The 12,578-nt window shown below is 51.7% G+C and carries 10 protein-coding genes and 5 tRNA genes; 1 reads left to right on the top strand and 14 read right to left on the bottom strand.

Annotation, left to right across the window (positions count from 1 at the left end; translation table 11 throughout):
* Positions 1-90: 90 nt before the first annotated feature.
* The 11 genes from PHF27_RS10230 to polA all read right to left on the bottom strand — a co-directional run bounded on the left by PHF27_RS10230 (position 91) and on the right by polA (position 8,047).
* Positions 91-176 (bottom strand) — tRNA-Leu (locus tag PHF27_RS10230).
* A 15-nt stretch (positions 177-191) separates the two neighbouring features.
* Positions 192-278 (bottom strand) — tRNA-Leu (locus PHF27_RS10225).
* A 19-nt stretch (positions 279-297) separates the two neighbouring features.
* Positions 298-384, bottom strand: a tRNA-Leu gene (locus PHF27_RS10220).
* 109 nt (positions 385-493) lie between these two features.
* Entirely contained in the window at positions 494-1,342 is an 849-nt protein-coding gene (locus PHF27_RS10215) for a methyl-accepting chemotaxis protein (protein WP_300069426.1), read from the bottom strand.
* A gap of 132 nt (positions 1,343-1,474) precedes the next feature.
* Positions 1,475-1,560: transfer RNA gene (locus PHF27_RS10210), tRNA-Leu, on the bottom strand.
* 13 nt (positions 1,561-1,573) lie between these two features.
* A tRNA-Leu gene (locus tag PHF27_RS10205) sits at positions 1,574-1,660 on the bottom strand.
* Positions 1,661-1,725: 65 nt separating this feature from the next.
* A complete protein-coding gene (locus PHF27_RS10200) occupies positions 1,726-3,333 on the bottom strand; it encodes a peptide ABC transporter substrate-binding protein (protein WP_300069423.1) in 1,608 nt (535 codons plus the stop codon).
* 13 nt (positions 3,334-3,346) lie between these two features.
* Positions 3,347-3,967: a lytic transglycosylase domain-containing protein gene (locus PHF27_RS10195; protein WP_300069421.1), complete on the bottom strand. Its 621-nt coding sequence runs from the start codon at positions 3,965-3,967 to the stop codon at positions 3,347-3,349.
* Positions 3,960-4,598, bottom strand: a complete 639-nt coding sequence (gene coaE, locus PHF27_RS10190; RefSeq protein ID WP_300069419.1) for a dephospho-CoA kinase — start codon at positions 4,596-4,598, stop codon at positions 3,960-3,962. The genes PHF27_RS10195 and coaE overlap by 8 nt, the downstream gene beginning before the upstream one ends.
* Before the next feature lie 8 nt (positions 4,599-4,606).
* A complete protein-coding gene (gene mutM, locus PHF27_RS10185; protein ID WP_300069416.1) occupies positions 4,607-5,443 on the bottom strand; it encodes a DNA-formamidopyrimidine glycosylase in 837 nt (278 codons plus the stop codon).
* 24 nt (positions 5,444-5,467) lie between these two features.
* On the bottom strand, positions 5,468-8,047 hold the full coding sequence (polA, locus tag PHF27_RS10180; RefSeq protein ID WP_300069413.1) for a DNA polymerase I: 2,580 nt from the start codon (positions 8,045-8,047) through the stop codon (positions 5,468-5,470).
* 171 nt (positions 8,048-8,218) lie between these two features.
* Here polA and rpsT point away from each other — a divergent pair, with 171 nt between their 5' ends.
* On the top strand, positions 8,219-8,479 hold the full coding sequence (gene rpsT / locus PHF27_RS10175; RefSeq protein WP_300069410.1) for a 30S ribosomal protein S20: 261 nt from the start codon (positions 8,219-8,221) through the stop codon (positions 8,477-8,479).
* A gap of 44 nt (positions 8,480-8,523) precedes the next feature.
* On the opposite strand, the gene holA is transcribed toward rpsT, so the two are convergent.
* The 3 genes from holA to PHF27_RS10160 form a co-directional block, all read right to left on the bottom strand.
* Positions 8,524-9,546 carry a DNA polymerase III subunit delta gene (gene holA / locus PHF27_RS10170; protein WP_300069407.1) on the bottom strand — a complete coding sequence of 341 codons (1,023 nt, stop codon included), beginning with the start codon at positions 9,544-9,546 and terminating at the stop codon, positions 8,524-8,526.
* A gap of 34 nt (positions 9,547-9,580) precedes the next feature.
* The gene (locus tag PHF27_RS10165) at positions 9,581-11,908 is read right to left on the bottom strand and encodes a DNA internalization-related competence protein ComEC/Rec2 (protein ID WP_300069404.1); all 2,328 of its coding nucleotides are present in this window, start codon (positions 11,906-11,908) and stop codon (positions 9,581-9,583) included.
* On the bottom strand, positions 11,905-12,578 hold a 674-nt coding region (locus PHF27_RS10160; protein WP_300069401.1), incomplete at its 5' end, for a ComEA family DNA-binding protein. The genes PHF27_RS10160 and PHF27_RS10165, both read right to left, overlap by 4 nt.

Genomic DNA, 12,578 nt, shown 5'->3' with positions numbered 1-12,578 from the left:
CAATTTCTTTCATTATATAACAAACCGCCCTTGCTAGGAGACAAAATAAAAAGCCTTCGGGAAATTCCCGAAGGCTTATTACTGATAAATTGGTGCGGTAGAGAGGACTCGAACCTCCACAGGGTTGCCCCTACCAGCCCCTCAAGCTGGCGCGTCTGCCATTCCGCCACTACCGCATGAAACTATAAAGTTGGTGCGGTCGAGAGGACTTGAACCTCCATGAAGTTGCCTTCACTAGATCCTGAGTCTAGCGCGTCTGCCAATTCCGCCACGACCGCAAGAGGGCTTTATTGAGTTTGGTGCGGTCGAGAGGACTTGAACCTCCATGAAGTTGCCTTCACTAGATCCTGAGTCTAGCGCGTCTGCCAATTCCGCCACGACCGCAAAGCCAACTGCCATCACAAATAGCAGCTTACCCACGTTGGCTATTATAGCAGAGACCTCGCGCCAATGCAAGAAAATCTTTGCCTAAGAAAACAGCGATTCCTTCTAATTACTTATATCGCTCAACAAAGTTCTCCAAATTTTTCATGTTCTCATGCACTTGCCGCAAAATAGCAGCAATCTCTTCGGTTGTCGCAGCTTGTTCTTCACTAATCGCTCCGGTCGTTTCAATCGATTGATTGATCTCTGCAATGGCCCCGTTTACTTGTTGCAACGTCTCCTGAATCTTTTTTACGGCCTCGTTGGATTGATCCGCCAGCTTGCGCACTTCTTCCGCCACGACCGCAAAGCCCCGGCCGTGTTCACCCGCCCGAGCCGCTTCAATAGCCGCGTTGAGTCCCAATAAGTTGGTTTGCGCGGCAATAGTTCGAATAAATTCCAAAATACTGGCGGTATGCCTATTTTTTTCACCTAACGATTGCGCTTGCCCAATGGTCGCCTGCCCTGCTTTCGCTAATTCGCCTACGCTCTTAGCAACTTGTTCAATGCTCTCTGAAGCTTGCGTAGTATCTGCTGCAAGATCTTCGATCGTCTTGATCAACTGCAAACTATTTTGAAAATCAATACCAGAACTCAAGGTGCCAATTACTTCGCCCTGAATCCCATAAATCGGCGTAAAAATAGTTTTTATTGGACGCCCATAAACCGCTGGCGGAATATCGGCAAAGGTGTCTTGCTTCATTGACAAACAGCGTTCAATCGTTTCAATGCCGCTAATGGGCTTCCCCGCAGGAAGATCCAGTTCAAATTCTTTCGCACGATAATACGATAAGTATTCTTTGCAGTCTGTCAAACCGACTGCCATATCCTCCCGCACAATTCGGTTCATATACGGCAATACCAATTTGAAAGCCTGAAGAATTTCCTCATTCGTTTTAAAAAAAGTATTTTGCGTCATAATCGCACCTCTTTTCTGTAAGATAGTTTTTTATATCGCCAGTATACCACAATATTTCGCAATATTCTTCTTTTTTAATGTTGCAAAATGCAAAAACAAAAAGCCTGCAATATTTTGCAGGCTTCATTTTTTTGGTGCGGTAGAATGGATTTGAACCATCACGAGGTTGCCCCCGCCAGCCCCTCAAGCTGGTGCGTCTGCCATTCCGCCACTACCGCATAGAGTATTGATTGGTGCGGTCGAGAGGACTTGAACCTCCATGAAGTTGCCTTCACTAGATCCTGAGTCTAGCGCGTCTGCCAATTCCGCCACGACCGCATGCAGTAAGAACGTCCCTACTTTATCATAACAACTAATCTTCTGTCAACATACCAAGAAAATGACTAGCGCGCCGCCCAGGTCCATTCCCAGGCGTTCCATAAATTCCCCTCTGCCGGATTGGGTTTAAAACCGTTTAGCCCATTCTTGCTCGCATCCAGCTGGCACCGGAAATAAAGAGGTATTACAGGCACATCCGTGGCCATCAACGCCCCGATCTGCTTATATATCTCTTTGCGCGCCGCCATATCCGGAGTCGTCGCTCCTTGTATCGTCAAAGCGTCAATTTGTGGATTGCGCCAACCGGCGACATTAAGACCGCCTTGCCCTATAAAGCGCGAATGCCAATACAAGCGATTATCCGGGTCCACGCCGCGTACCCAAGCAAAAAATGCCGCCGCAAACGGACGTTGCCGATAGGTCTGCTCAAAGTTCTTTGCATCCACCACTTGAAGCTGTACCGAAACGCCCAGTTCCTTCCATTGCTGCACAATCGCCTGCGCCGCCAATTCCCGTTGCTTATTGCCGCTAGGCACCGTCAGAGCAAAGGCCAATGGTTTTCCTTCTTTTTGCAACATATTGCCGTTTTGAGCCAGCCAGCCTGCCTGCGCTAACAGTTCCTTGGCTGTTTTTAAATCACGAGGAGGTATTCCTTCATTCACATACGCCCAGGAAACAGCCGGCTGGTCCGCCCAGGCAGCTACCCCAGTTCCTTTTAACACCTGCTGCGCCAGCAGATTACGATCAAGACCCAAGGCTAAGGCCTGCCGCACCCGAAGGTCTTTAAAAAGAGGGTGATCCAGATTAAAGGTAATTTGCTCCCAAATAGGACCAGGCGTGGCAAACACTTGAAAATTAGTCTGGCTGCGCATCTGATCATACGCTTGGTTGCCAAAATGCGGCGCTATGTCCACTTCACCAGATTTAGCCTGAGCAATAAGCAAGGTCTCGTCCGGCACAATCTTATAAACAATGGTATCCATCTTAGGTTTACCGCGGAAATAGCGTTCGTTTGCTGCAAAAACAAGGCCGTCCGCCATACGCCATTCCTGCAGTCGAAAAGGACCCGTGCCAATCGGATTCCTTTGAAAAGCTCCTTTGTTCGGATCAGCCCCAGCCAAAAGATGCTTAGGCAGTATCGTTTTAAACAAGCTGACCCAGTCTGGATATATCTCACGAAATTTTACCACTACAGTATAGGGGTCAGGCGTCTCCACGGCGCGAATACGATCATAACCCTCCCTGGATATCGCCTGGGTTTTAGAGTTCATGATATATTCCCAGGTAAAACGAACATCTTCCGCCGTAAAAGACGCCCCGTCATGCCAGGTTACGCCTGTACGCAGCAGATAGCGAACCGTTAAACCATCCGGGCTCACCGTCGGCAGTTCTCTCGCCAAGTCCGGCTGCAGGGCGCCATCTGGCTGGCTAACGACCAACCCGCTAAATAGCAGTCGCGACATTTCATGAACCGAAACCGCATCCGAAAGATACGGATTTAACACTGCCGGCTCATGCAGACTAGCATAAACCACCTGTCCTCCGGAGCGAGTGGCAGAAGGCAATGCAACCTCTCCCGCTTTCTCCGAATTCTGCCCGAACGAACAGCCCCCAGCCAACAGCAACCCGCCCAAAATCAAAGCCAATATCCACATGCGGCCGAATCTACGCACCTCAATTCACTCCTTACCCCTTGTTCCCGTACAACTGCCTATATCGTTCCCTGCCGCTTAGCACCCGCTCCACGTATTCGCGGGTTTCGCCGTAAGGAATAGCCTTTACGTCTTGAAACGAAAAATTCCAGCCATAGGTTGTCATCCATTGCCGTACCGTCCCCCGCCCTCCATTGTAGGCGGCCAGCATCAACACTTCATTTCCATGAAACTCTTCTTTTAGCGAAGCCAAATACCAAGTGCCAAAACGAATGTTTGTTTCCGGTTCACTTAAATGCTCCTCAAAAAAAGTCTCTTCGCCTATATTGTGAGCAACCCACTGCGCCGTCTCCGGCATCATTTGCATCAGTCCGCGAGCCCCTTGGTTGGATACGGCTTGCGGCTTAAATTTACTTTCCGCTTGAATCACCGCAGCAACCAGCATAGGGTCTAGCTCTCTGCTGGCGGCATAGGTTTCAACCAAAGGCCGATAGGGAAAGGGAAAACGATAGGTCTCTTCAAACCACGCACTGCGATAGCCTCCGTACACAACCAAAACAAACAAGAAAAGGCACACAACCCCTCTCATCCATTTCCCGTCCCGCTGGGTGCTTCTTTCAGCCGCGCGCGTATACATCAAACCGCTTCTACTCATGTGGCCGCCTTTCAAGAATTCTGCGCTTAGGAAGAGTCCCTTGCAACACTCGCAACCATTGCTCTTTCACTTGCAAAAGGGTCGCCTCTTCAGCACCGTTATTATCAATGCAGACATCCGCCTGCGTCGCTTTCTCATTCAAATCCCCCTGCAGGGATATTCTATGCTTTCCTTCAGCCTCAGTCATGCCATCTCTGGCGCATAAGCGCTGGAGCTGCACCTGTGGCTTTACAAAGACTACCCATACCTCATCCATTTGAACCTGCCAGCCAACCTCAAACAACAACGGCACGTCAAACACCACCGCAAGTTCTCCTCTGGCAGCTGCCGCCTGAGCCGCCTCGGCGGCGCGCGCTAAAATACGAGGGTGCAGGATCTGCTCCAACTTTTTTCTGGCTGAAGCATCGGCAAAAACAATCGTCCCTAGTTTACGTCGATCAATCTCCCCTGAAGGAAGAACAATATTGTCTCCAAAAACAGCCGCTACCGCTCGATAACCAGGAGTCCCCGGCTTCACCACTTCACGAGCCAAGCAATCAGCGTCAATAATGGTCGCTCCCATCTTTTTTAGCAAAGAGGAAACAAAACTCTTACCGCTGCCAATTCCTCCTGTCAGTCCAATCCATTTCATAACTAATTCTACTCTCCCTTGTCCGGTTGGCAGCGAGAACACCAATGCGTCCCTCTGCCTGCTACCTCTGCGCGCGATATGCTTTGACCGCAGTGCAAGCATGGCTCGCCGCCGCGCCCATATACACAGAGAAGCCTCTGATTTCCCCCTCGGCGCCCCAAGCCGTCGCGATAATCCCGAATGCTTGTGCCGCCATGGTCAATCCCCTGCTGCAGCACCGTCTGGATAGCTTGATGCAGTTTTTCCGTCTCCTCCCTAGTTAGGGCCGCTGCTGTCCGCAGCGGATTCACGCCAGCCAAAAATAAACTTTCATCCACATAGATATTTCCCAAACCGGCTACTACATCCTGACGCAGCAAAAAGCTTTTAATACGGCTGCGGCTTTTTTGCAGGCGTTCCTGCAGATAGGCCACACTAAAATCATCTTCCAAAGGCTCCGGGCCCAAACTGCTCAAGCCAGGTAAAGAGGATACTTCCGCTGCCGAAACCAAGTGAAACGTACCAAAGGTACGCACATCATGATATAGCAATTGCGCGCCGTCGTCCAGTACAAAACGCAAGCGATCATGCAAACGCCGTTCCGCCGTTTCCGAAGCCGTCCGGTATTCTAAACGTCCGGTCATCCGCAAATGGATAACCAACACATCTTCTTCCAATTCCAGCAGCAAATATTTACCTCGCCGCCGCAGACGCTGCACCTGCCGTCCCTCAATGCGCCGCCCAAACTCCGTTGCGGGAGTCTTGATCAGCCGCGACAGCCAAATGTCACAATGCTCAATCCTTCGGCCGACCACCAAGGGCCCCAAGGTACGACAGATTGTTTCCACCTCCGGCAACTCCGGCATGTCTTCACCTCGCCTTCCGCAAACTCATTTGGCTTGCGCCCAGTTGACACCGTAATGCACGTCCACAAGTAAAGGCACCTGCAGACAAACAGCTTGCTCCATTTTTTCTTTGACGAGAGCTGCCACCGCCAAGCGTTCCTCTTCCACTACTTCCAACACCAATTCATCGTGCACCTGCAACAGCAAACGCGAGCGCAGCTGTTTTTCCTGCAACGCCTCAAAGACAAGGAGCATGGCTTTTTTGATAATATCCGCCGCACTCCCCTGAATCGGCGTATTCATGGCGGTGCGTTCCGCAAAGGAGCGCTGATTGAAGTTGCGACTGTTAATATCGGTCAAATAACGCCGGCGTCCCAGCATAGTTTCCACATAGCCGTCCTTACGAGCCTGGGCTACGGCATTCTCCATAAAGGTCTTCACTTTGGGGTAACGAGCAAAATAGCCTTCAATATATACGGCAGCTTCATTGCGGCTCACTCCCAAGTCCCTGGCCAAACCATAATCGCTGATGCCGTAGACAATGCCAAAATTTACCGCCTTAGCCCTTCTGCGCAGTTCCGGCGTCACGTCCTCCATAGTTACGCCAAACACCTCCGCTGCGGTCCGGGCATGTATATCTTGATTCTTTAAAAAGGCATCAATAAACGATTCATCTCCAGACATATGCGCCAGCACCCGCAGTTCAATCTGCGAATAGTCCGCCGACATTAACCAGGCATAGCCTTCTCCAGGCACAAACAACTCCCGGATACGACGACCTGTTTCCGTTCGCACTGGAATGTTCTGCAGGTTTGGCTCCGAACTGCTCAGCCGCCCCGTAGAGGTCACCATTTGATTAAAATGCGTATACACACGATTATTCTGGCGACTAACCAAGGCGGCCAAGCCTTCCAAATAGGTGCTTTTAAGCTTACTTAGCATGCGATATTCCAGCAGTTGGTCCACTACAGCATGGTGGCCGCTTAACTTTTCCAACACCTCAGCATCTGTGGAGTAGCCTGTTTTCGTTTTTTTCTGCACCGGCAAACCCAATTTTTCGAACAATATTACGCCCAGCTGTTTGGTGGAATTAACATTAAATTCTTCGCCCGCCGCCGCATGAATCCCCGTCAACAGCTCCTTTATCCGCTGTCCCAGTTCTTCATTCACTTCTTGGAGGTGAATAAAATCTACTGCAATTCCTTGCGCTTCCATGACCGCTAAAACTCGTACCAGCGGAAGCTCCAAGGAAAAATACAATTCGCGCATATGTTGAGCATCCAACTGCGCCTCCAGGATAGGCTGTAATTCCAAAAGCGCCTTTGCACCATAAGCCGCTGCATCTTGTTCAGGCAAGGAAGCCAACGACTCCTCCCGGCCCAAATAGCGCAGACAAATGGAAGCAAATGAAGCTTCCCCTTGGGTTGCGTCCAGCAAATAGGCCGCCAAGGCCGTATCGAAAGCAATGAAAAACTCCGCTTGCCGTTCTTGCAGCAACCACCGCACCAACCGCTTCACGTCATGTCCAACTGCGTTTTTCTTTGCAACCAATTCCAGCAGCAGCGTATCCCAGCTTGCGCACTCTGCGGCAAACCAGCATACCTCGGAGCCCTTTGACAAGACCAAACCGCTTAAGCACGGCCCGTCCCACAGGGGCCAGACAGCCACCGCCTGCTCTTGCGCCAGCCAAAGAAGCGCCGTTTGCTCTTCCTGCCACTGCAAGGGAGCAAGTTCCTGCTCTGCAGGGGCGGCAGTCTCTGTCCCATTCAAGGCCAGACGCGCCAGCAGGGAGCGAAAATCCATTTGTGTAAAAAAGGTGGCCAAAGCCGCCCCGGCCTCCGGTTTGCTTTGGCGCCAATCTTCCGCTAACGGCATATCGCGGACAATGGTTGCCAGCTTCTTCGACAGCAACGCCAAATCCGCATTAGATATCAAGGCTTCCCTAGTTTTGTTTCCTTTCACCTGCGCCGCTTGCGCCAGCACTTCTTCTAGTGTGCCAAATTGTGCCAGCAGCTTAGCTGCCGTCTTTTCGCCAATACCGGGCACCCCTGGAATATTGTCCGAGGCATCTCCCATCAACCCTTTTAAGTCAATCAGCCGCAGCGGTTCCATCCCATAAACTTCCTGCACTTTGGCTTCATCGTATACATCCATTTCGCTGATTCCTTTGCGCGTCAACAACACCTTGACCGCCGGCTCCACCAATTGCAGCGCATCCCTGTCTCCGGTGACAATCAGCACATCCAGACCTTCCTGCGCCGCATCACGGGAAACTCTCCCAATAATGTCGTCGGCTTCATACCCTTCCTGCTCTAAAACAGCCGCGCCAAACGCTGCCGCCAGTTCCCGTACTAGAGGAAACTGTTCCACCAGTTCCACTGGCGTCGCTTTGCGGTGAGCCTTATAATCCCCATATACTTCATTGCGAAAAGTATGCTTGCCTTTATCAAAAGCCACCACTAACTGCTGAGGCTGCCATTCCCCTAAAAGGCGCAGCAGCATGGTCGACAACCCATATACTGCGTTTGTATAACGCCCTGCGGCATCCGTCAGAAGCGGCAACGCGTAAAAAGCCCGATAGGTCAAGCTGCTTCCGTCAATAATCATGCAAATTGGCTTTGCCATGTTTTCACTTCACTTTCTTTTGCTTAACTGTATATATATTGGCCACGCAAACAAGAAAACCTTTCTAAAATATGATTTTTTTTGCACATCTTCTTTTAAAGCAGCCCTTGCTTTTTTGCGAACACCATGCTAATATATTTTAAGTAATATGGTCATAAGGAGGTGAACGACTTGCCGAATATTAAATCCTCTGTACGTAGTGTAAAAACGGACGCAGAACGTCGCGCGAAAAATTTCGCTGTTAGATCGACGGTCAAAACCGTGACCCGCAAGACGTTGGAAGCCATCAACGGCAAACAGGCGGATGAGGCGAAAACCCTTCTGACCACTGCTGTTAGCACCATCGATAAGGCTGCCAAGAAAGGCGTCATCCATAAAAATGCCGCTGCTCGGAAAAAATCCCGTCTGATGAAAAAACTGAACGCAATGTAAGTTTTGCGGCAGACAAAAAAGTGATGGAGAAGCTTGCTTCTCCATCACTTTTTTTGTCTGCCCTTTTCACACCATAAAATAACGAGTTTCTCTAACTCCCCTTGAAGCAGCCTTGTCCCTGATTTGATACCGCCTTCAAGCCGCGCCAATTCCTGCAGTAAGTAACGCAGCAAACCTGGCGAGACATCCCCTCGCTGGCGCAAGAGTTTTTCCGCTACATACGGATGCACTTTCAATTCCTTAGCCAACTCCTGCTTGCCGCCTTGTACCTCCAGGCTTTGCAGTTGCAGCCGCAGTTGTCGCGCTAAAAGCGGGATCAGCATGAACGCCCCGTTGGAACTGCGGCAAGCCTCTTCCAACAAAGACAACGCCCTGGCGCACTGCCCTGCAGCAATAGCATCCAGCAATGCAAAGGAGGAAGCTTCAGGCGTAGCCGCCAGCATAGTCTGCACATCTGTCAGCGAAATCCGCTTGCGTCCTTGCGTGTACAGCAGCACTTTTTCAGCCTCTTGTTCCAGCCAGCCAGGCGCCAATTGCTGGGACGAGCTGAATAATGAAGCCAACCAAGCCGAAGCATCCCGTTCTAAGGTTCTGCCGGCTTTCTGCAGGTACTGAGCAAACCAAGCCTCTGCTTCCCAGGGACGCAGCATCGCACAAGCGGCCTCTACGCCGCCGGCCTGCACCAAAGCCTTATAAAACCGAGTCCTCTTGTCCAGCTTGGTCGCTGTCAACAGCAGGCCGGCATATTCCGGCCAAGGCACCACCATCTCGGCGGCAGCGGCAATTTCTTCGGCCCCCGCCTCCCCCAGCCAAGGACAGCCATGCCACCAAAGCCACTTTTGCCCCCCCAAAAAAGGTATTTCCTGCAGCCAAAACCGAAATTCCTCCATATCCCATTTGCCGGACACCTTCAACATCTGCCCTGCAGCCGCCTGTTCTTCCGAAACCAGCAGCCCCGCCAGCTGTTGCCCGCTCCTGCGTACCTCCGCCGCATCTTCGCCGTGGAGCACATAAATGGAATGCGCCGTTCCTTTGCGCACATCCCGCATTAATTCTTCACATGTCATAGTTACGCCCCGTTTCAGAGTATATTCCGCTGATTTAGTGTACCCCAAAGCCCGGCGTTGTGGCAAGGCGCAAAACATGTCCATCCGTAAAAACCCGCACAGTACCGTCGCGATCCGTCCGCCATATGCGAGCTCCGTTCCGTGTTAATTCCTGCAGCGTCTCCGCATGAGGATGTCCGAAAGAATTATTGCGCCCCACCGAAATCAAGGCTATTTGCGGCGCCAGCTTTGCCAAAGCTTCTGCCTCCCAAGCAAAGCGGGATCCATGATGCGGCATTTTCAACACATCGCAGTGCAAATCCCGCGGCAGCCAAGAGTTCTCTAACTTTGCATCGCCGGTCAGTAAAAAACTTTTTTCTCCATAAGCCAGCCACACAACCAACGATTCGTCATTTTCGCCTTTCACAAGGCCGCCTGGCGAACGCAACGCATAAAAGGACACGCCGTCATCTTCCCAGGAAACCCCTTCTCCAGGCGGAATACGACATACGGAAAGCCCCGCCGGCAACGCGAGCTGTAACGCGCTTTGCCCCGGTTTTTCCATAGTCGGAGCCATCAGATAACGGCAGGGGAAACTATATAAGACCGCCTGGGCGCCGCCCATGTGGTCTGCATGACCATGGGTCAGCACAATGCCTTGCAGCTTCGATACGCCTAGGCGCCGCAAATGAGGAACAACAACCTTACTGCCGGCATCTCCTTGCCTCCACACGCCGCCAGCGTCCACCACCCAGGCATGACGGTGCGGCGTCAGCACCACCAGCGCATCCCCCTCGCCAACATCGAGCATATGCACTTCCAGTTCTGGCGGCAGCCACAGCCAAGGACCCAGCCACAGTGCGCACACCACCAGCCACAAACCGCCTTGCTGCAGCGCAGGCAAAGTTCGCCGCCAAAAAATTGTCAAAGCCGCAAAATAAGCTGCCCCTGCCAGCGCTCCCGGCGGCGGTACATAAGCCAACGCTCCTGGCGCCTTGGCGCACAAAGAGGCAAGGAAGCTGCCTAAATATACAAGCCCTTGACACAAGCCCCATACCGGAGTCAGTATTATGTCCTCTAAAATAAGGCCTGCCGCCAACGAGCCTAAGCCAAAAATCATAGCACTTTCTAAAAGTGGAAGCACCAGTAAATTCGCCAGAAAAGAAACAAGCGAAAACTGTTGAAAATAAAAAGCTAACAACGGTAGTGACGCCATCTGCGCTCCCCAGGTAATAGCCAGCGGCGCCCCCAGCACTGCAGGAACACGCCATGTCTGAAGACATTTTAGCGCTTGCGGCGCCAATAAAATCAACCCCGCCGTCGCAAAAAAAGAAAGCTGAAAACCAATATCCCAGAGCCACAACGGCTGAAACAGCAGTAGTCCCCACGCACAAAGCGCCAAAGAATAGACGGCTTCTTTCTCCCGCCTCCAAGCCAAGGCGCCCAAAGCCACCAGGCCCATGCAAACCGACCGAGCTACCGGAGCGCACCAACCGGCAATGCAAGCATACAGCACAATGCCTGCGCCAACAAAAGCCACCTTGCTTTTCTTTCCCAAATTCATCCAGGAACCAAGCCAAAGAAGCATCGCTCCCAGCAAGGACACATGCGAGCCGGAAACCGATAAAATATGAACAAGACCTGTATCGCGAAAATTTTGGGCTGTTTCCGGTGCAATACCGGCATAACCGCCAAAGAGCATCCCGTTCAAAACGCCTGCTGTCTCTGGTGATAACCTCTCGGCAACGCGCGTCGTCAAGGCCTCGCGCCATTGCGAAAATCGCCACTGCCCCCATTCATACGCGCCAGGATGACGCAACACCCGAACCATTCCTGTTTTAGCCTTCAAAGTCCCTGCAATTTCCTGGACCGCCAGCATTCGCTCGCGTTGAACTTGTCCCTCATCACGAAAAGCGTTGTTGGAACTTAATTTTCCTTCAACTCTTAAAACATCGCCTACGCCGGTATCACCTGCAGGGTATTTCAGCCAGACCGACTGGGTGCAGGAAGTCAACGTACCTCCCGGATCACCAACGACGTAACAAGCAAGACGCCCGCGCACCCAACCAGGCTCCTCCTCAATAACGGCCTGCTCCGCTAAAACGCCTTCTACTAATACAGGTTTTCCTTGCCAATGCGCTACTCCTTGCCGCCACTGTTCTAAAACCTGTTCTTCCCGCAAGACGCCAGCCAATGCTGCAGCCACTAATAGACAGACCAACGCCGCTCTTTTAAAACGCTGCGCCAGCGCCGCAGCGCCTAGCACAGCGACTGCGAATGCCAGTTGAAACGTTAAAACCGGCAACACGATCTCCGTATTGCCGTAAAAATAGATCCCCCCTGCTGTTATCGTCAACAGCAGCCAAAGAAATGACAAAATCACAACGCCAGCCTGCCTTGCAGTCGCTCTAAGAGCGTTTCGTTTATGCCGGGAATTTGCAAAAGTTCCTGCATAGAATGAAACGACCCGTGTTCTGTACGATATTGCACAATACGCCGCGCCAAGACCGGACTAACTCCAGGCAGACGGTCCAATTCCGCCTCGCTTGCGACATTCAAGAAAATAGCCGGAGCGCCCGCACCAGCGACAGCACGACTACTTTGATTTTTAGCCGCCAAAGCCTTACGGCTTGGCACCTTTACCTGCATGCCGTCCTTGCACTTTTGCGCCAAATTCACTTTTTGCAAATCCGCACTCTCATCAACTCCGCCAGCCAAAGCCAGTACGTCCGATACGCGCATTCCCGGCTCTACTTGGTAAAGCCCCGGAACCGCTACCGCCCCGCTGACATAAACCTTGGCCAACGCTTTGCCCTGAACTGGCTCCGCCTCCAACTTTACAGCCGTTTCCAGCGATGTTGTAGATTCCTTGCCGCTTAAAGATTGTATTGCATAACCTCCGCACACCACTAAAATCAATAAGACTGCAAGAACATATACGCGCACTGCCGGCATGACTGCCATCTCCCTTTCTCCAGCTTCTTTATTCATTACTGCTTCGACGCGACCATAAGCATCCCTGCTTTGGCAAGAAAAACCGTTGACGAGATCTT

Origin of the sequence: Anaeromusa sp. (genome assembly GCF_028691475.1) — a bacterium.
Lineage (GTDB): Bacteria > Bacillota > Negativicutes > Anaeromusales > Anaeromusaceae > Anaeromusa.
Note: the sequence above shows the minus strand (reverse complement) of the source record. Positions and strands in the feature narration are given on the sequence as shown.

Coding starts and splice junctions, on each gene's coding strand:
- PHF27_RS10215 (WP_300069426.1), bottom strand. CDS start 1,342: ATGACGCAAAATACTTTTTTTAAAACGAATGAGGAAATTCTTCAGGCT.
- PHF27_RS10195 (WP_300069421.1), bottom strand. CDS start 3,967: ATGAGTAGAAGCGGTTTGATGTATACGCGCGCGGCTGAAAGAAGCACC.
- coaE (WP_300069419.1), bottom strand. CDS start 4,598: ATGAAATGGATTGGACTGACAGGAGGAATTGGCAGCGGTAAGAGTTTT.
- mutM (WP_300069416.1), bottom strand. CDS start 5,443: ATGCCGGAGTTGCCGGAGGTGGAAACAATCTGTCGTACCTTGGGGCCC.
- polA (WP_300069413.1), bottom strand. CDS start 8,047: ATGGCAAAGCCAATTTGCATGATTATTGACGGAAGCAGCTTGACCTAT.
- holA (WP_300069407.1), bottom strand. CDS start 9,546: ATGACATGTGAAGAATTAATGCGGGATGTGCGCAAAGGAACGGCGCAT.